Origin of the sequence: Nocardia sp. NPDC050435, assembly GCF_040655395.1 — a bacterium.
Taxonomy (GTDB): domain Bacteria; phylum Actinomycetota; class Actinomycetes; order Mycobacteriales; family Mycobacteriaceae; genus Nocardia.
On record NZ_JBFAJW010000009.1, the window covers coordinates 105473 to 124214 of the forward strand.

Annotated in this window: 15 protein-coding genes; 8 read left to right on the top strand and 7 right to left on the bottom strand. The window is 69.3% G+C overall.

Going from position 1 to position 18742, the window contains the following annotated elements; translation table 11 throughout:
• Position 1 precedes the first annotated feature (1 nt).
• Positions 2-652 (top strand): ammonium transporter, encoded by a 651-nt coding sequence (locus AB0I43_RS26345; RefSeq protein WP_356975173.1) that lies wholly within the window; start codon positions 2-4, stop codon positions 650-652.
• 62 nt (positions 653-714) lie between these two features.
• Here AB0I43_RS26345 and AB0I43_RS26350 read toward each other — a convergent pair whose 3' ends face one another.
• Entirely contained in the window at positions 715-1884 is a 1170-nt protein-coding gene (locus AB0I43_RS26350) for a lipase family protein (RefSeq protein ID WP_356975172.1), read from the bottom strand.
• A gap of 473 nt (positions 1885-2357) precedes the next feature.
• On the opposite strand from AB0I43_RS26350, the gene AB0I43_RS26355 reads away from it, so the two are divergent.
• Together AB0I43_RS26355 and AB0I43_RS26360 are read left to right on the top strand one after the other, a co-directional pair.
• A complete protein-coding gene (locus AB0I43_RS26355) occupies positions 2358-2996 on the top strand; it encodes an isochorismatase family cysteine hydrolase (RefSeq protein WP_356975171.1) in 639 nt (212 codons plus the stop codon).
• A gap of 130 nt (positions 2997-3126) precedes the next feature.
• Positions 3127-3981 carry an aldo/keto reductase gene (locus AB0I43_RS26360; RefSeq protein WP_356975169.1) on the top strand — a complete coding sequence of 285 codons (855 nt, stop codon included), beginning with the start codon at positions 3127-3129 and terminating at the stop codon, positions 3979-3981.
• Here AB0I43_RS26360 and AB0I43_RS26365 read toward each other — a convergent pair.
• Positions 3962-5074, bottom strand: a complete 1113-nt coding sequence (locus AB0I43_RS26365) for an NAD(P)-binding domain-containing protein (RefSeq protein ID WP_356975167.1) — start codon at positions 5072-5074, stop codon at positions 3962-3964. The genes AB0I43_RS26360 and AB0I43_RS26365 overlap by 20 nt on opposite strands.
• A gap of 91 nt (positions 5075-5165) precedes the next feature.
• On the opposite strand from AB0I43_RS26365, the gene AB0I43_RS26370 reads away from it, so the two are divergent.
• Genes AB0I43_RS26370 through AB0I43_RS26385 form a run of 4 tightly spaced genes read left to right on the top strand, consistent with a single transcriptional unit; the run spans position 5166 to position 9669 of the window.
• Positions 5166-5894 carry an enoyl-CoA hydratase gene (locus AB0I43_RS26370; RefSeq protein WP_356975166.1) on the top strand — a complete coding sequence of 243 codons (729 nt, stop codon included), beginning with the start codon at positions 5166-5168 and terminating at the stop codon, positions 5892-5894.
• Between the two features lie 12 nt (positions 5895-5906).
• Positions 5907-7058, top strand: coding sequence for an MBL fold metallo-hydrolase (locus AB0I43_RS26375; protein ID WP_356975164.1), 1152 nt, complete (start codon positions 5907-5909; stop codon positions 7056-7058).
• 51 nt (positions 7059-7109) lie between these two features.
• The gene (locus tag AB0I43_RS26380; protein ID WP_356975162.1) at positions 7110-7316 is read left to right on the top strand and encodes an antitoxin; all 207 of its coding nucleotides are present in this window, start codon (positions 7110-7112) and stop codon (positions 7314-7316) included.
• Positions 7317-7362: 46 nt separating this feature from the next.
• A complete protein-coding gene (locus tag AB0I43_RS26385) occupies positions 7363-9669 on the top strand; it encodes an ATP-dependent DNA ligase (RefSeq protein ID WP_356975161.1) in 2307 nt (768 codons plus the stop codon).
• Between the two features lie 73 nt (positions 9670-9742).
• Here the strand turns inward: AB0I43_RS26385 and AB0I43_RS26390 are convergent, their stop codons facing one another.
• The 5 genes from AB0I43_RS26390 to AB0I43_RS26410 form a co-directional block, all read right to left on the bottom strand.
• Positions 9743-11239 carry a carboxyl transferase domain-containing protein gene (locus tag AB0I43_RS26390; RefSeq protein ID WP_356975159.1) on the bottom strand — a complete coding sequence of 499 codons (1497 nt, stop codon included), beginning with the start codon at positions 11237-11239 and terminating at the stop codon, positions 9743-9745.
• Between the two features lie 91 nt (positions 11240-11330).
• Entirely contained in the window at positions 11331-11933 is a 603-nt protein-coding gene (locus tag AB0I43_RS26395) for an ATP/GTP-binding protein (RefSeq protein ID WP_356975158.1), read from the bottom strand.
• Positions 11914-12288, bottom strand: a complete 375-nt coding sequence (locus AB0I43_RS26400; protein ID WP_356975156.1) for a DUF742 domain-containing protein — start codon at positions 12286-12288, stop codon at positions 11914-11916. The genes AB0I43_RS26395 and AB0I43_RS26400 overlap by 20 nt, the downstream gene beginning before the upstream one ends.
• Before the next feature lie 7 nt (positions 12289-12295).
• Entirely contained in the window at positions 12296-12709 is a 414-nt protein-coding gene (locus AB0I43_RS26405) for a roadblock/LC7 domain-containing protein (RefSeq protein ID WP_011207200.1), read from the bottom strand.
• Positions 12706-16371: an ATP-binding protein gene (locus AB0I43_RS26410; protein WP_356975155.1), complete on the bottom strand. Its 3666-nt coding sequence runs from the start codon at positions 16369-16371 to the stop codon at positions 12706-12708. Before AB0I43_RS26410 ends, AB0I43_RS26405 begins: the two co-directional genes overlap by 4 nt.
• Positions 16372-16673: 302 nt before the next feature.
• Between AB0I43_RS26410 and AB0I43_RS26415 the strand changes: the two genes are divergently transcribed.
• Positions 16674-18677, top strand: coding sequence for an AMP-binding protein (locus AB0I43_RS26415; protein WP_356975153.1), 2004 nt, complete (start codon positions 16674-16676; stop codon positions 18675-18677).
• Positions 18678-18742: the final 65 nt, after the last annotated feature.

Consider the following 18742-nt stretch of genomic DNA (forward strand, 5'->3'; position numbering starts at 1 on the left):
GATGGGAAACCGGGAAATGTTCCTCCGAAAGATCACTGCGGCCGCGGCGCCGCTCGTCGTCGCGGTCGCCTTGGGGTCGGGCACCGCGGCCGCCGAACCCGCCGCCGCCCCGCAGATCGGGTACGAGACGAAGCTTGTCGGCGACAAGATCGTCACCACCCTGACCGGCGGCACGTTCGAGATCACCGGCAACGCCGTGGATATCGACGACGCCGACGGCAACGCGGTGCTCACCCTGCCGCTGTCGTTCCGGCACGACGGCCTGGAGTTCCCGCTGCCGCACGCGGTGCGCGACGACGGCCGGACGCTCGAGCTGACCGCGGTCAAGGATTACGCCCGGGCCACCCCGGTGCCGGTCACCGCGATCGCCTCGCCGATCGAGAACCGGCGCGCGATGGATCAGTTCACCTCGCAGTTCGCGGTCGCCACCAGCATCGGCGGTTTCCTCGGCACCGCGATCGGCGCGGGCATCGGGCTGATCGGTTTCCTGGGCGGCGCTTTCGGCCTCGCGACGGTCGTGACCGGCGCCGCGATCGGCGGACTGGTGGGCACCCTGATTGTGGGCGGGCCTACGCTGATCGTCGCGGGCATCGAGCTGATCCAGACGCTCAACGCACCCGACGGCACCACCAAGTGGGCCGACAACAACTAGACCACCTGTCCCACCCCTCGGATGCGGCGCGTACCGGTTCACCGGTACGCGCCGTGTCTCTGTCAGCGGGCCTGACAGCCCGGGGCGACCGGGCGGCCGGCGAATCGGTCACCGAGGTAGTCCATCGCGCCGAAGGCCTCACCCACCGCGGCCGGATTATGGCCGGGCAGAGTCGAACTCACGCTCTGGACGGTGCCGCCCTGGGCGCAGTAGCTGTCGACCAGCGCGGTGAAGCCCGCGAGCGGGATCACGTCGTCGGTCCGGCTGTGATACAGGTACAGCGGCGCCGTCGGCGCGCTGCCGCCGAGTTCCTGGCGGGCGATGGCCTGGCGGAATCGCGGGTGCGACAGCAGATCCGGCACGGTCGAGTACTCCGCGACCCGGCTGCCGTTGTACTTCAGGATCAGTTCCTCGCCGCAGGCGTTGGCGTCTTCGGCGAGCATCGCCCGCCCGCGCTCGTTGAGCAGTTCCGCGACCCCGGCCTCGGGGGTGTTGCGGACGGTGGTGTGCACGATGAGCAGCGCCAGCCCCGCCTGCATGCCGCCCTCCACGTGGCGGGCGATGCCGGGCAGGTCGGCCGGGATGCCGCCGGAGGTGACGCCCGCGAAGCGGACGTCGGGGGCGTAGGAGGGCTGGAGCTGAGCCGCCCACAGCGTTGCGAACGCACCGCCCGAATAGCCGTACGCGCCAATCGGACTCGCCGCGTTCACACCGTCGGGCGCGAAGTTGCGGGCCGCCCGGATGCCGTCGAGCACGCCGCGCCCGGAGATCACGCCGTCCAGGAAGCTCGAGTTCGGCCCCTCGTAGTCGCTGGTCACCACGCCCCAGCCGCGGCGCAGCGCGTCGGCGATGAACGGGGCGTCGAGCATGGTGTTCAGGCCGACCGGCCAGCCGCCGCGCAGGGCGTAGGAGGGCGCGCAGTGGATGCCGAGGCTGTCCTCCGCGATCTGATAGGACAGCAGCGGCCGGGCGCCGCCGCCCGGCCAGGGCGTGTCCGGGATGAGCACCGTGGTCACGCTCGCGATGGGTTTACCCGCCGCGTCGCTGGTGCGGTACTGCAACTGCCAGGACCGGATCGGCAGCGGCAGGCCGAACACGGCGATCGGGCGCGATTTGAGCACCGCGCCGTTCGGCACCGACGGCATCTCGGCCGCCGCCGCGTAGAACGGATCGGCATCCGGGCGTAGCAGCACATCGGCCCGCGCCGGCAATTCGGCCGCAATCATTTGCATGCCGGAAATGACGCCCGCGACAAGCCATACCGATATCGCGGCCCGCGAACATTTCCTTTTCCGGGCCGCGCGCAAGATTTTATAGCGAGTGAGTAATCCGAATAGTCCACGAGTAACTACACGATTGCCGCCCACCTGGGAAAGGGTACGCGTCAACCTCGCAATTCGGGCCCAATCGAGGGGAAGTGTCGCCGCCTGCCGGGGTGTCACGAGCACATCCGTCGCGTGTTTCGCCGGGCGCCGGCGCGGTGCACTGTTCATCCTCGGCTCCAGCCTCGGTCGAAGGGCCGGCCGGCGGGGACAGGGACGGCCGCCACCTCGAGGTCACTCGACGGTAGCGCCCGGGATGACCTGCGACAACAGCCCCGCACCCCGGTCCGGAACCCCCGCTACCGCGCAGCGCGGACTAGAGTGAGCGAAAGCGCCGCGCCCGCAACGGATTCGGCGTGATATCGAGTTAGGAGTCACCGACGATGCGGTTTGGCAACGGCCTCGACATTCCCGAGGGACACGCCGATCTGTGCGCCCCGGACAAGCTTGCCCTCGTCGTCTACGACATGCAGGTCGGCGTGCTCTCCCAGTTGCCGGACGGCCCCGAGATCATCGAGCGCGTGGCCCGGGTCGTGGCCGCCGCCCGGGCCGGCGGCTACCCCGTCATCTTCCTGCGCCACTTCTTCCTGCCGCCGCGGCTCAGCGGCCGTTTCGCCCTGCGCATGGCGATGAATTGGCAGGGCGCGGCGACGGTCGAGGAGCTGAAACCCATTCTGCAGCGTGATACTCCAGCCTTCGAGTTGGTCCCCGAGCTGCGGCCCCGCCCGGACGAGGTGATCTTCGACAAGACCACCATGTCCGCGTTCGAGGGCACCCCGCTCGCGGCCACCCTGCGCGATCTCGGCATCCACGCCTACGCGATCGTCGGGGTCGCCCTGGAGATCGGCATCGCGCCCACGGTCACGCACTCCACCGATCTGGGCTTCGTCCCGGTGGTGGTCAGCGACGCCGTCGGCGGCCGGGACAAGGCGGCCATGGCCCGCGCCTTCGACGATTTCGCGTTCCAGGGCCACGCCGTGGTCACCGACAGCGCCACCCTGATTCCCGCGCTGGGCGGTTAGCGACGCGCCGCCCGTGCGGGTGTGCCCGGCGGCACGTCGGCGAGAAAAGTGCTGGTAAGGGAGTTTTTCGGAGTCAACACGCCCGGGCTGTTCGTTGACGGGCGGGCGCCGCACTTCTACGGTCGGAACGGTGACTTTCAAAAGCGAGACCTGCGCAATTCCCTCGATCATCCTGAATGACGGGAACGTGATCCCGCAGCTCGGGTTCGGCGTATTCCAGGTGCCGTCGGACGAGGTGACCGACGTGGTGGCGAACGCGCTGCGGGCCGGGTATCGGAGCATCGACACCGCGGCGATCTACGCCAACGAGGAGGGCACCGGTAGAGCGATCCGCGATTCCGGCCTACCCCGGGACGAGGTGTATGTCACGACCAAGCTATGGAATTCCGAGCAGGGCTACGACTCCACCTTGCGGGCATTCGACGCCAGCATGGAAAAGCTCGGTCTCGATTATCTGGATCTGTATCTGATCCATTGGCCGGTCGAGGTGGCGGGAAAGTTCGTCGACACCTTCCGCGCCTTCCAGGCCCTGAAAACCCAAGGGCGAATCCGCTCGATCGGCGTCTCGAATTTCACAGTGCCACAATTGGAGCGATTGATCGCCGAGACCGGCGAGACCCCGGCGGTGAATCAGGTCGAACTGCATCCCCGACTACAGCAGCGTGAACTCCGCGAATTCCACGCGGCCAATGCCATCGCCACCGAAGCCTGGAGCCCGCTCGGGCAGGGCACCCTGCTCGACCACCCCACCATCGTCGCCATCGCCGACGAACTCGGCCGCACACCGGCCCAGGTGATCATCCGCTGGCATCTGCAGCGCGGCACCATCGTCATTCCGAAGTCGGTCACCCCGGAACGCATCGTCTCGAATTTCGATGTGTTCGGATTCGAGCTCAACGAGGGTCAGCTCTCGGCCATCGACTCGATGGACACCGGGGAGCGCATCGGCCCCGATCCCGACACCTTCACCGCCGGCTACCAGTGAGGTAATCGCGCAATTCCCGCGCCGCGGCCCGGCCCGCGCGGTTGGCGCCGATGGTGCTGGCCGACGGGCCGTAACCGATCAGGTGGACGCGCGGGTCGACGGCGACCTGGGTGGCCAGCTGGCCGGTCATGGTGATGCCGCCGCCGGGCCCGCGCAACCGCAGCGGAGCCAAATGATCCAGGGCACTGCGGAATCCGGTCGCCCACAGGATGACGTCGGCGCGCTGGAACGATCCGTCGGCCCAGCGCACGCCCTCCGGCTCGATGCTCGCGAACATCGGCAGCCGGTGCAACGCGCCGCGTTCCCGCATGGCCCGCGTCCGGTCGTCCCAGCGCAGCCCGGTCACCGACACCACCGACATGGGCGGCAGACCGTGCCGGACCCGGTCCTCGACCGCGGCCACCGCGGCGCGTCCGGCTTCCGGTGAGAAGTCCTCGTCGCGGAAGACCGGCTCCCGGCGGGTCACCCAGGTGGTGGTCGTGACCTGGGAGATCTCGTCGAGCAGCTGGACGGCCGAGATGCCGCCGCCGACCACCACGACATGTTTACCGTCGAATTCCGCCGCGGTCCGGTAGTCGCGGGTGTGCAGCTGCCGACCGGCGAAGGTCGCCGCGCCGGGATAGACCGGGATGAAGGGATGCTCCCAGGTCCCGGTGCCGTTGATCAGCCCGCGCACCCGCAGGGTCCCGGCCGCGTCGGTCTCGGCGCTCAGTACCTCGCCGCGGCCGTCGCACCGCCGGCCGTCGGCGGTCCGGTCGCACACCACGCGGACCGACACCTGCCGCCGCACGCGCAGATCGAATTCCCGCTCGTAGCGTGCGTAGTAGTGCGGCACCGCCGTGGCCGCGGGCGCGGACTCCGACCCGGGCGGCAAGGTCGCGGCGAAGGACATGCCGGGCAGGTCGTGCACCCGGTTGACGGTGGTCAGCGTGAGCGAGGGCCAGCGGAACTGCCAGGCGCCGCCCGGCCCCGGCGCGTGGTCCACGATGAGGAAGTCACGCTCCGGTTCCAGTCCGAGGCGCCGCAGGTGATAACCCGCCGACAGTCCGGCCTGACCAGCGCCGATCACGAGGATCTCGAAATCTGTCGGCACGAGTGGTGATCGTAACGCCCTCAGCGAACACGGCCCCCGGCTGTGGCACAGTAAAGGTAACCAATCACTACGTTGAGCACGGGGAGTGGGCATGCTCGGAGTCAGCCGCGACGGTGACGTCGTCACCATCGAGTTGCAGCGCGAAGAGCGTCGCAATGCCCTGAACAACGAGCTGGTGATCCTGCTGCGCGAGGCCGTGCTGGCCGCGGTCGAAGACGGCGCCCGGGTGCTCGTGCTGACCGGGCGCGGCCCGCTGTTCAGCGCCGGGGCCGATCTGACCGGGGTGTACTCCGAACAGTTCCTGGGCGACCTGATGGACATGCTGCACACCATCGAGTCCGCGCCGATCCCCGTGATCGCGGCGATCAACGGCGGCGCGCTCGGCGCGGGCGTGCAGCTGTCGCTGGCCTCGGACCTCCGGGTGATGACGCCGGATTCCTACCTCGCGATCCCGGCCGCGAAGCTCGGTATCTCGGTGGACCGGTGGACGATTCGCCGGCTGGTGTCGCTGATCGGCGGCGGTCCGGCGCGCAGCGTTCTGCTGGGCGCGGAGAGCGTCACGGCGCAGGACGCCTACACCTACGGCTTCGCCAACCGCCTCGGCACGCTCGCCGACGCGCAGGCGTGGGCGAAGTCGATCGCCGAGCTCGCGCCGCTGTCGCTGCGGCACCTCAAGCTGGTGCTCAACGACGACGGCACCCGCGATCCCGACACCGCGCAGCAGCGCGAAGCGCTGGCGGCGGCCTGGGCCAGCGCGGACGCCCAAGAAGGGCGACAGGCCAGGTCAGAGAAGCGCACGGCGAAATTCCTTGGACGATAAGGGGATACGGCGATGAACGCGAAACGGATTCTGGGCGCCGTGGCCGGCGCCGTCGGCGTCGGCTGGGTGGTCCGCGCGGTCTGGGACATCCCGTCGGCGATCGGCGCCTCCATGTCGGCCATCGCGCCGTACGCGACGGGGGCCGCGAGCTACCGCAACCGGCAGTTCCACAACACCGAGCCCAGCAGCCAGATCGCGGCCGGTTCGGCGCCCTCGCTGCTGTACTCGGCGCTGACCCGGCGCAACGCGGGCCGCCCGCGCGGTGTGGTCCCGTTGCAGACGCCGCCCGCACCCGCCGAGGCGGCCGACCTGGCCGTCACCTGGTACGGCCATGCCTCGGCGCTGATCGAGGTGGACGGCTACCGGGTGCTCACCGATCCGGTCTGGAGCGAACGGGTTTCGCCGTCCGCGCTGGTGGGCCCGGCCCGGCTGCATCCGGTGCCGATGCCGCTGTCGGAGCTGCCGCCGCTGGACGCGGTGATCATCTCCCACGATCACTACGACCACCTCGACAAGGCGACCATCCGCGAGCTGGTCTCGACTCAGTCGGTGCCGTTCCTGGTGCCGCTCGGCATCGGCGCGCACCTGCGGCACTGGGGCGTCCCCGAGCACCGGATCGTCGAACTGGATTGGGGCGGCTCGGTGTCGCTGGCCGCGCTGGGCCGCGAGCGCGATGGCACCGATCTGGTGCTGACCTGCACCGAGGCCCGGCACTTCTCCGGGCGCGGGCTGGTCCGCAACACCACGCTGTGGGCGTCCTGGTCGATCGTCGGCCCGACCCGGCGGGTCTACTTCGGCGGCGACACCGGCTACACCAAGGTCTTCGCCGACGCCGGTGCGGCGCTGGGCCCGTTCGATCTGACGCTGCTGCCGATCGGCGCCTACGACACCCGCTGGCCCGACGTGCACATGAATCCGGAGGAGGCGGTGCGCGCGCACGCCGATCTGTGCGGCGGCGACGCGGGCCACGGCCTGCTCGTGCCGATCCACTGGGCGACCTTCAACCTGGCCTTCCACGGCTGGTCGGAGCCGGTCCGGCGGATGGTGCAGGCGGCCGCGGCGGCGGGCACCCCGGTCGTGGTGCCGATGCCCGGCCAGCGCATCGATCCCGGCGCACTTCCCGAGGTGCCGGAGGAAAAGGGCTGGTGGGAGGATATTGGTTGAAACCAGACGGTTTCGACTTTTCTCGCTCGATCGACAGGAAGGACCCGGGAAATGAGTTTCGCGGACAATCTCAAAGGCCTGGTCGGCAAGGGTAAGGACATGGCGGCCAAGAACGCCGACAAAATCCACGACGCGGTCGACAAGGCCGGCGACTTCGTGGACAAGAAGACCCAGGGCAAATACTCCGACAAGATCGACAAGGTGCAGGAGGCCGCCAAGAAGGCGGTGCCGCCGGAGCAGCCCGGCTCGCAGGCCTGACGTGCGACGGGGGCCGATTGTCGGTCCCCGCCACTAGAATTCGGTTATGTCTCCCCGCCGCGAGTTCGGTGGCAGCCCGGGCCGGCCCCCCGTCGAGGTTGATCTCACCAACCTCGACAAGGTGCTGTACCCGGCATCAGGGACGACAAAGGGCGAGGTCATCGCCTATTATTCGGCGATCGCCCCGGCCATGCTGCCGCATATCGCGGGCCGCCCGGTGACGCGCAAGCGCTGGCCCGACGGGGTCGAAGCCTCCTCGTTCTTCGAGAAGAACCTGCCCTCGCACGCGCCGGCGTGGATGGAACGCCACACCGTCGAGCACTCCTCCCGCCGCGCCGTCTATCCGGTCATCGATTCCGAGGCCGGTCTGGCCTGGCTGGCGCAGCAGGCGGCGCTGGAAATCCATGTGCCGCAATGGCGTTTCGACGGTGAGCAGATCGGTTTCGCCACCCGGATCGTCTTCGATCTCGACCCGGGGCCCGGCGCCGGGCTGGCCGAGTGCGCGCGGGTGGCGCTGCTGGTCCGGGAGATGGTCGAGGGCATCGGCTTGCCGACCTTCCCGGTGACCAGCGGCAGCAAGGGAATTCACCTCTACGTCCCGCTGGGCAAGGCGCTCAGCCCGGGCGGCGCGTCCACCGTCGCCAAGCAGGTGGCCACCAATCTGGAGAAGCTGCATCCCGATCTCGTCACCGCGACGATGGCGAAGAAGGTGCGCACGGGCAAGGTCTTCCTCGACTGGAGCCAGAACAATCCGGCCAAGACGACGATCGCGCCTTACTCCCTGCGCGGCCGGGAGCTCCCGACGGTCGCGGCGCCGCGTAGCTGGCGTGAGATCGAGAACGGGAAGAAGCTGCGGCACCTGCGCTTCGACGAGGTGCTCGCCCGGTTCAGCGACGACGGCGATCTGCTCGCCGGGCTCGATCCCGCCGGGCCCGCCGCGCAGACCGACGCGCTGACGAAGTACCGCTCCATGCGCGATCCGAAGCGCACCCCGGAGCCGGTGCCCGCCGCGCCGCCCACCGCCACCGACGGCAATCGCTTCGTCGTCCAGGAGCATCACGCCCGCCGGCTGCACTGGGACGTGCGCCTGGAACGCGACGGCGTGCTGGCGTCCTGGGCGGTGCCCAAGGGCCCGCCGACCTCCTCCGATCAGAATCGGCTGGCGGTGCACACCGAGGATCATCCGCTGGAATACCTGCACTTCCACGGTGCGATTCCGAAGGGGCAGTACGGCGCCGGTGAGATGACGATCTGGGATTCCGGCACCTACGAGACGGAGAAGTGGCGCCCGGACGAGGTGATCGTGCGCTTCCACGGCGAGCGGCTGAACGGCCGGTTCGCGCTGATCCAGACCAACGGCAACCAGTGGCTCATGCACCTGATGCGGGACCAGAACCCGGACGCCGAGCCGAAAGACGCACCGACCGAACCGAAGGGCATCCGGCCGGAGCAGGTGCGCCGCCAGGCGGCGGCCCCGTTCCCGCGTGGGCTGGAACCGATGCTGGCCACCGAGGGTGAGGTCGGCGATCTCGGCGACAACGACTGGTCCTTCGAAACCAAGTGGGACGGTTTCCGTTTGATCGCCGAGGTCACCGCCGGCGGGCTAACGCTGCGCAGCCGCCGAGGGAACGTGGTGACCTCCCGCTATCCGGGTATCGGACCACTGGCCGCGGAACTGGCCGGGCACGATGTGGTTCTCGACGGCGAAGCGGTGGTCTTCGACGACCACGGCGTCGCCAATCTCGGTCTGCTCCAGGCGGATGCGGCGCGCGCGGTGTTCGTCGCCTTCGACGTGCTCTACCTCGACGGCACCTCGCTGGTGCGCAAACGCTATGCCGATCGCCGCCGGGTCCTGGAAGCGCTGGCCGCCACGGCCCCGTCGATGCGGGTGCCGCCGCGCCTGGACGGGCCGGGTGCCGACGCGCTGCGCTACAGCCAGGAGCAGGGGCTGGAAGGCGTTGTCGCCAAACGCAAAGACTCCGTCTACCTACCGGGCAAACGTGGCCACTCGTGGGTGAAACAGCGCAACTGGCGCACCCTCGCGGTGGTGGTGGGCGGCTACCGCCGCAGTGCGGCCCGCAGCTTCAAGTCGCTGCTGGTCGGCATCCCGCACGAGGGCAGGCTGATCTACGTCGGCCGGGTCGGCACCGGCTTCGGTGACGAGGGCATGCGCGAGCTGGCCGGCCGCCTGCGGAAACTGGAGCGCAAGACCAGCCCGTTCGACAACACCCTCACCGCCGAGGAACGCAAGGAAGCCGTCTGGGTGACACCCAAGGTCGTTGGGGCCGTGCGGTTCATGAACTGGACCGAAGTCGGGCGACTCTGGCATCCGGCCTGGCTCGGCGAGGAGTAACCCTCAGGTGTGTGCGGAGCCGGCAACAGGTAGACCACCAGCTCGAACACGGCGGTGCTGAGCCCGCCTCCCCTCACTGAGCCGCCGTAAGGCCCAGTCGGCGATAGCGTCGATGCCGTTGGCTCGCGAGGTCGGATTCGGACCGGCCGCGCAGCAGAGTCAGCTCGTCGGCGATGGCTTGCACGACGCGGCGGGCGAAGTCGACGGGTTCGTCTGCGGCGTCCGGGTTTTCCGGGACGATGCGATCCACGATGCCGTCGGCGAGCAGATCCGCGGACCGAATACGCTGGGCGGCAGCGAGATCTGGTGCGTGATCGGTGTCGCGGTAGACGATCGCGCTGGCGCCCTCCGGCGGCAGCGGGGCGAGCCAGGCGTGGGTCGCGGCGAGGACGCGGTCGGCGGGCAGTAGCGCCAGCGCTCCCCCGCCGGTGCCCTGGCCCAGCAGAACCGAGACGGTCGGGGTGCGCAGGGTGGTGAGATCGGCCAGGCAACGGGCGATTTCGGGAGCCAGGCCGCGCTCCTCCGCCTCCTTGGACAGAGCCGCGCCGACGGTGTCGATCACGAGTACCAGCGGAACCCGGAGTTCCTGCGCGAGAGCCATGCTGCGGCGGGCCTCGCGCAAGGCAGCCGGGCCCATGGTGTTCTCGCCCCGCTGGCCCGAGCGGTCGTGACCGAAGACGACGCAGGGCTGGCCGCGGAACCGGGCCAGGGCGTGCACCACGGTGCGATCGGCCTCGCCCTGTCCGGTGCCGCTGAGCGGAACCCGTTGCGTCACATGACGTAAGAGGTCACGGATGCCCGGCCGGTCGGGACGGCGAGAGGCGAGCACCGAGGTCCACGCCGGAACATCCTCCGGCGGAACCGCCGGAATTCGTTGGGCCGCAGGCTCACTCGGAAACGGAATACCGCCCAGTACGCTCAGCGCCCGGTGCGCGATACGCCGGAAGACCGAGATCGGCACCACGCCATCGATCACACCGTTGCGATACAGGTTCTCGGCGGTCTGCACACCTTCCGGAAAAGGCTTGTCGTACAACGCTTTATAGACGCGCGGACCGAGGAACCCGATCAGCGCCCCCGGCTGCGCGAACGTGATGTGCCCCAGCGAACCCCAGGACGCGAACACCCCACCCATGGTCGGGTCGCGCAGATAGACGAGATACGGGTGCCCGGCAGCCTTGTGCACCGCGACGGCGGCTGCGATCTTCACCATCTGCACGAAGGCGACGGTGCCCTCCTGCATCCGGGTCCCGCCGGAGGTGGGCGAGGCGACCAGCGGCAGCCCGAGTTCGGTCGCACGCTCCACGGCCGTGACGATGCGCTCCGCCGCCGCCACACCGATCGAGCCCGCGAGAAAGCCGAACTCGCAGGCGATGACCGCGACCCGGCGACCGCGCAGCAGACCCTCGCCCGTGCGCACCGCCTCGTCGGTGCCCGCCACCTCGGCAGCCCGGCGCAGCTCGCCGCGATACCGCGTCGAACCGGCCACCTCCAGCGGTGGCCGGTCCCAGCTGACGAAAGATCCCGCGTCGAGCAGCTGTTCGAGTAGTTCCTCGGCCGAAATGCGCACCGAGGGAGCGTACTCAGTACCCGATGGCGGTGTTCGCGACGCCCTGCATGGTCACGCCGCGCTACCACCTCCGGGCAACGAGCTCACACCGCTAGTACCCCTGCATCACCTTGCGCAGGGCGTACTCGGTGAGCGAGACCAGCGCCTGCTTGGCGGGCTCGCGGCGGCGGGCATCGATCGAGAGGATCGGCACGTCCGCGGAGACCGCGAGGGCCTGGCGGATGTCCTCGATCGGATACCGCGGCGCGTCGTCGAACTCGTTGAGCGCCACCAGGAACGGTAGGTTGCGCGCCTCGAAGTAGTCGACAGCCGCGAAACTGTCTTCCAGCCGGCGGGTGTCGACCAGGACCACGGCGCCGATGGCACCGCGGATCAGGTCGTCCCACATGAACCAGAACCGGTACTGGCCCGGGGTGCCGAACAGATACAGCACCAGGTCGTCGGCGAGACTGATCCGGCCGAAGTCCATCGCCACCGTGGTGGTCGACTTCATCGGAATGCCGGTCAGGTTGTCGATTCCCGTACTGGCGTTGGTGACCAAGGCCTCGGTGCGCAGCGGAACGATCTCCGAGACGGCACCGACCAGCGTGGTCTTGCCGACACCGAAACCACCCGCGACCACGATCTTCGCCGAGGTCGGCTTGCTGGTCCGAGTATCGACATGCGCCGTCGAATCATATACGCCGGAGTCCACTGAGAACCCTTTCGATCAGCTCGCGACGTTCATCGTCGCTGGAATCGTCTTTCAAAGTCGCCGATACGCGGACATGCCCGGCTTCGATCAGGTCGGCCACGAGAACTCGGGCCACTCCGATCGGAATGCTCAGACGCGCCGAAAGTTCGGCAACGGAGGGCGATTCTCTGCACAACTCCACGATTGACGTCTCGATGTTGGTCAGTTCGAACTGCCGCTCCAGGGCGACCGGATGCGACGCGACGAGAGCTTCCAAAGCCAACTCGACCGCCGGCCGGGTGCGGCCGCCAGTCAGCGAGTATGGGCGGACGAGGCTCGGCTCGGCGCTCCCCACGCGGTGATCTTCTATGTCCATCCCACCATCAGGAACCCATCGTGACGCGTGGCGTGGCCTGCACTGTCTGGCCCACACGCTCGACCAACAAGGCCATTTCGTAGCCGACCTGTCCGATGTCGCAGGACGTGTTGGTCAGCACCGCGAGGTAGGAGCCGTCACCAACCGCCATGAGCAGCAGGTAACCGTGCTCCATCTCGACAACCGACTGCAGCACGGTGCCGCCCTCGAACAGGTTCGAGACACCCACCGAGAGGCTGGCGAGCCCCGCGGTCACCGCCGAGAGCTGCTCGGCGCGGTCGACGGGCAGCTGTGCGCTCGCGGCCATGAGTAGGCCGTCAGCCGAAACCAGGACGGCATGGGCTACGCCAGGAACCTCGTTGGCGAAGTTCGAAACCAGCCAATCCAGTTGACGATTCGTACCACCTAGATCGGGGTTCATCGGTCTCCTTCTCCGGTTAGGGGTGCTTTCATTGAGCGGCCATCCCGGACGCCCTGCTGGTGACGACTCAAGCTGGACCTGATCATTTCCGGATCGCGACGGGGCGCCCGTTCCCTGGCGGCACCGGTGACACCGCCGGGGACCAGCCTTCCGCCCGGATCGCGTTGCGGCAACCCGGCAGCGGTCTTTTTCTCGGATTGTGCTTCCGCCGCCTTGCGGGCGGCCTGCCAGCCTTCGTCACCCGGTGATTCGAAGGCAGCGGCAACCTGGGACCGGTCCGGATTCGGATCCGACAGCCACGCCGACATCATCTCGGCGAAAATCGGGCTGTCCATCGTGGATCCGGTTTCGACCGCGGGCTGCAACCGAGTCTGGAAGAACGAGGCGGCCTTGGCCGGGTCGGACCGCATGCTGTGCTTGCCCGGATCCCGGGCGGGCGCCTGCGGGTCGATCGAGCCGGAGGACAGCGCGCTGTCCGCGACATCGGCCGCGCCCCGTTCCCGTTGCGGCAGACCGGCGGTGCGCTGCGGCAGCTCCGTGGAGGCGGCTTCCCGCCGGGACAGGCCACCGCCCAGCGGCGAGGCGCCGGGCTCACGCTGCGGCAGGCCACCGCCGAGCGGCGAGGTGCCCGGCTGACGCTGCGGCAGACCACCGGCCTCACGCTGCGGCAGCGCACTGGGTTCGCGTTGCGGCAAACCACCGGCCGCCGGATCGCGCTGGGGCAGGCCACCGGCCGAAGGCTCACGCTGCGGGAGACCACCGGCGGTCGGCTCACGCTGCGGCAGACCACCAGCGAGCGGATCGCGCTGGGACAGACCACCGGCCGAAGGCTCACGCTGCGGCAAACCACCCGCGAGTGGATCCCGCTGCGGCAGACCACCGGCCGTCGGCTCACGCTGCGGCAGACCACCGGCCAGCGGATCCCGCTGCGGCAAACCACCCGACGAAGGCTCACGCTGTGGCAAACCAGTGGCAGAGTCACGCTGCGGCAGACCGGACGGCTGACGCTGCGGCAGACCGGTCGACGCGGCCGGACGCTGCGGCACCGCGCCGGTGCCCGAATCACGCTGCGGCGCGGGCGGGTTCACTCGCGGCGGCGGCACCGTCGCGCCCTTCACCGTCGGGCCGTTCACGCCCGGCTCGCGCTGCGGCAGACCGCTGGCGGTGCTCGGCGTCGCGTCACGGGACGGCAGGCTCGGCGCCTGCCGCTGCGACAGGCCGGCCTCGGCAGGCCGCCCGGGTGCGCCGTTGGCGCCGGGCTGACGCTGCGGCAGACCGCCCGTGCCCGTGGGCTGGGGCGCGCCGTTGCCGCCCGGCTGGCGCTGCGGCAGACCGGCATTGGCGTCGCGCGGCGGCAGGCCGCCGGAAGCGCTGGAAACCGATGGCTCGGACGTACCCGGCTGACGCGGCGGCGGGCCACCCGCGAGGTTGCGTTTGGGCAGGCTCGCAGCGGCGAGCTTGCCGCGCTGCGGGCCGTTCTGTGCCTGGCCCGAGGCCGAGCGCAAGGTCGGCCCCGAAGGCTGGCCTTCCTGGCGCATGCCCGCGGCGGCCGCGGCCGAACCCGGCTGGCGCTGCGGCAGGCCGCCCGCGCCGGCGGGCGCGCTCGGCGGCGGGGCGTCGCGATTCTGGATCGGGCCGCTGACACCGGGATCCACCGTCACCATGACGTTGCCCTGCGGCGTCCGGGTGACCGAGCGCATCTGCATCGACGACGGGTTCGACGGACGCGGACGCTCGGCGGCCGCGGCGGGAACCGCCGGAGCCGCGGTTTGCTGGACGCTTGCTTTGCCGTGCACGATCAGGCCTACCGGGACGTGCACCGTCACCGTTACACCCGGATCGCGCGCGGTGTCGAAGGTCGGGCGCAGCCGCACGGTGAGACCGTGCCGCTCGGCCAACCGGCCGACCACGAACAGACCCATGTGACGGGCGGTGTCGGGGCCCGGCTCTGCCGTCTGCTCCAGACGGCGGTTGATCTCGACCATCTCGGCCGGCGGCATACCGATGCCGCGGTCGGCGACCTCGATCAGCAGACCCTGGTCGTGCGCCTGCGCGAAGGTGAACTTCACGTCCGTCTCCGGCGGCGAGGCACGCAGGGCGTTGTCCAGCAGCTCGGCGAACAGGTGCGCGAGGTCGGAGGCGGCGGGCTCGATCAGCGAACCGCGCGGCGTCGCGCCCAGTTTCACGCGCTCGTAATCCTCCACCTCGGAGATCGCGGCGCGCAGCACGTCGGCGATCTCGACCGGGGCGGACTTGGCGCGGCGCTGCTTGGTGCCGGCCAGAATCAGCAGGTTGTCGCCGTTTCGGCGCATACGCGCGGCGAGGTGGTCCAGCCGGAAGAGGTTCTCCAGCAGGCGTGGGTCCTTCTCGTCGTACTCCATCGCCTCGATCAGGCTGAGCTGATGGTCGACGAGCGACTTGGAGCGGCGTGCCAGCGTCTCGAACATGTCGTTGACCTGGGAACGCATCTGCGCCTGGTCACTGGCCAGACGCAGCGCCTGGCCGTGGATGTCGTCGACGGCGCGGGCGAGCTGACCGATTTCCTCGGAGCTGCGCACCGGCATCGGTTCCAGCGGCACGTCTTCCGGGGCGGCGCCGTTACGCAGCTGGGCGACCTCGTGCGGCAGGTCGCTCTCGGCGACGCGCAGGGCGGCCAGGCGCAGGCGGTGCAGCGGAACGATCATCGAGCGCGCGACGAACACGGCGAGCAACAGCGCCGCCAGGATGGTGGCGAGCACGACCGCGGTGTAGGTCCACGCGTCGGTATTGGCCTTGGACGACAGCCGCGACATGGCGGCGTCGATGTCCTTGGTGGCCTTGGCGATCACCCGGTCGTAGACGTCCAGGCTGGTCGTCATCGAGTTCTTGAGGTCGCCGATCGGGAGCTTGCCCAGCGCCACCTCGGGGCTGCTGACCAGCGAGACGCGGGTGTCGACACCGGCGCGCAGGTCGGCGATGGCCGGGTCGCCGTCGGGGAAGCGGTGCGCGAGCATGTTGAGCAGCTGACGCTCGGTGCTGGCGCTGGTGTAGAAGTTCGTCAGGGCGGTCTGCGAGCCGCGCAGGAAGTCGCTGAAGGCCGCCAGCTCGGGCAGCAGGGTGCCTCGGGTGTTGATCGAATCGACAAGGCGCAGCTTCGCGGCATCCATCGCCGGGTCGCTGACCTGCGAGACGGCGGTCTCCAAGATGGTGACCGACTCGTTGGTCGCCTTGTCGATCTGGGCTAGTGCCTCCGCCGTGTTGGGCGTGGGCGCCTTGCCCTGGGCCCGAGTGGCTTTCGCCTGGGTGATCATGCTCTCGAAGGCGGCGCGCGCCTTCGGCAGATTATCCAGGTCGCTCACCGAGCTCTCGGCTACGACCAGCGCTTTGTCCAGATCGGCCAGGTTCTGGTCGGTCACGATGGACGTGCCCGGAGCCAGCGAAATCAACTGCGAACCCACAACGGTGTTGTAGGTCGAACGTAACCCGGTCACCGCCGGGATGACCTCGATGTTCTCCGAAACGGCCTTCAGCCGACCGGCTTCGGAGAACTCTGAGGTAATCCTCGACACGCCGAGCCCGACCGCGACCGCCAGCGGCACGGCGAGGACCGCCGTAACCTTCCAGCGCAGGTCCCAATTGCCAAGCGCCCAGCGCTTCTTGCCGGACCTAGCGGCGTCACGCATCTCCCACTCACTTTCCAAACTGGCCCCAACCATGCGCCATCACATGCTGGCTCGACAGGCGAAGCTGGCCGAGAACTGCGGCTGGCCGAGAAATTGCGTCTATGACGGCCGAAATAAGTGACATCAGATTCTAACGGATCAATAACTTCTTGGGTGACTCCGAGGTGGACTACGGGCCTTGACCAGCCCATTCCAGGCAAAACCAAAGGTCACGACACCCACCCGGGTGTCGCGTGAAGTCTGCCACAATCATCCAGATCTATCGAGGCGGGTATCGAGGCGAGGGCTAGGGAGTCACAGCAGTGGGTGCGCAGAGCGACTACCGACGGGTCTATCAGACCAGCTTGGTGGATCCCGCCGAGTTCTGGAGCAGCGCTGCCACGGCCATCGACTGGGACGTGCCGCCGACCCAAATCGTCGACACCGCAGCCCGACCGGTACCCCGATGGTTCCCGGATGCTCGCCTCAACACCTCCTACAACGCCCTCGACCGGCACGTGCACGGCGGGAGCGACGACCGGGCGAACCAGACGGCCCTAATATACGACTCGGCTATGACCGACACCAGGGGTCAGTACAGCTACGCCGAATTGCTGGACGCGGTGGCCGAATTCGCCGGGGCGATGGCCCGGCTCGGGGTCGGGGTGGGCGACCGCGTGGTGATCTACCTGCCGATGATCCCCGAAGCCGTGATCGCCATGCTGGCCTGCGCGCGCATCGGCGCGGTGCACTCGGTGGTCTTCGGCGGCTTCGCCGCACCGGAGCTCGCGGCCCGCATCGACGACGCCGAGCCCGTGTTGCTCATCACTGCCTCCGGCGGCCTCGAGCCCGGTCGCAAGATCGATTACCCGCCGATCGTGCTGCAGGCGTTGGATCTTGCCGAGACCGCCGTGCCTCGTCATGTGATCGTCAAACAGCGGCCGCAGTTCCCGACCATGAAATTCGGCGAGTGGCAGGAGGCGACGGAGTCGCTGCCCGCCTCGGCCGCGACGGTCGCGGTGCGGTGGCTGGACTGGGACGACGCGGTGCGCGACGCGCCCCGCGCGGATCCGGTCGCGGTGGCCGCGACCGACCCGCTCTACATCCTCTACACCTCCGGCACCACCGGAAAGCCCAAGGGCGTGGTGCGCGACAACGGCGGGCACGCGGTGGCCCTGGCCTGGTCCATGCGCAATATCTATGACGTCGGCCCGGGCGAGGTGATGTGGGCGGCCTCCGATGTCGGCTGGGTCGTCGGGCACTCCTACATCGTGTACGCGCCCCTGCTGGTCGGCGCGACGACGCTGCTCTACGAGGGCAAGCCGGTCGGCACCCCGGACGCGGGCGCGTTCTGGCGGATCGTGGAGCAGCATCGGGTCAAGGTGCTGTTCACCGCGCCGACCGCGCTGCGCGCCATCCGCAAGGCCGACGCCGCGGCGACCCTGGCCCACCGCTACGACCTGTCCGGGCTGCGCGCGCTGTTCTGCGCGGGCGAGCGGCTGGACCCGGCGACCTACCAGTGGGCCACCGAGGTGCTGCTCGCCGGCCGCGCCGACTGCCCCGTGGTCGATCACTGGTGGCAGACCGAGACCGGCTGGCCGATCTGCGCCAATCCCCTGGGCCTGCAACAACTTCCGATCAAATCCGGCTCGGCCTCGGTGCCGGTGCCCGGCTACCGGCTGCGGGTGCTCGACGCCGAGGGCAACCCCGTCGCGGCGGGTGTCGAGGGCAATATCGTGATCGGGCTGCCGATGCCGCCGGGCACCCTGACCGGCCTGTGGCAGGACGACACCCGCTTCACGCGCTCCTACATGTCGGCCTTCCCCGGCCACTACCTGACCGGCGACTCCGGCTACTTCGACGAGGACGGCTACCTGTTCGTCCTCGGCCGCAGCGACGACGTGATCAACATGGCCGGGCACCGGCTCTCGGCGGGCAGCATCGAGGCGGCGATCGCCGGGCATCCCGCGGTCGCCGAGTGCGCGGTCGTCGGGCTGCCCGACGAACTCAAGGGCCAGCGGCCGATCGCGTACGTCGTGCTCAAGGAAGACGTCGCGGTGGACCCGGAGCGGCTGCGCGCGGAACTCACCCAGCGGGTGCGCGACCAGGTCGGCGCCATCGCGCAGCTGGCCGACGCGGTGATCGTGGCCGGGCTGCCCAAGACCCGCTCGGGCAAGATCCTGCGCAAGACGATCCGCCAGATCAGCACCGGCGACGACTACGACATTCCCTCCACGATCGAGGACCCGGCGGTGCTGGTGGCGCTCGCCGATCAGATCATCACCACCAAGGCCGACACCGGCGAATTCCCGCGCATCACACCCTGATCGCAGGCTCTCCTCAGAGGTTTCTCATCCTCGGCTAAGACACGGGCCAGAGCGGGGTAATAGCG

Coding starts and splice junctions, on each gene's coding strand:
- AB0I43_RS26345 (WP_356975173.1), top strand. CDS start 2: ATGGGAAACCGGGAAATGTTCCTCCGAAAGATCACTGCGGCCGCGGCG.
- AB0I43_RS26350 (WP_356975172.1), bottom strand. CDS start 1,884: ATGCAAATGATTGCGGCCGAATTGCCGGCGCGGGCCGATGTGCTGCTA.
- AB0I43_RS26355 (WP_356975171.1), top strand. CDS start 2,358: ATGCGGTTTGGCAACGGCCTCGACATTCCCGAGGGACACGCCGATCTG.
- AB0I43_RS26370 (WP_356975166.1), top strand. CDS start 5,166: ATGCTCGGAGTCAGCCGCGACGGTGACGTCGTCACCATCGAGTTGCAG.
- AB0I43_RS26375 (WP_356975164.1), top strand. CDS start 5,907: ATGAACGCGAAACGGATTCTGGGCGCCGTGGCCGGCGCCGTCGGCGTC.
- AB0I43_RS26380 (WP_356975162.1), top strand. CDS start 7,110: ATGAGTTTCGCGGACAATCTCAAAGGCCTGGTCGGCAAGGGTAAGGAC.
- AB0I43_RS26385 (WP_356975161.1), top strand. CDS start 7,363: ATGTCTCCCCGCCGCGAGTTCGGTGGCAGCCCGGGCCGGCCCCCCGTC.
- AB0I43_RS26400 (WP_356975156.1), bottom strand. CDS start 12,288: ATGGACATAGAAGATCACCGCGTGGGGAGCGCCGAGCCGAGCCTCGTC.
- AB0I43_RS26405 (WP_011207200.1), bottom strand. CDS start 12,709: ATGAACCCCGATCTAGGTGGTACGAATCGTCAACTGGATTGGCTGGTT.
- AB0I43_RS26410 (WP_356975155.1), bottom strand. CDS start 16,371: ATGCGTGACGCCGCTAGGTCCGGCAAGAAGCGCTGGGCGCTTGGCAAT.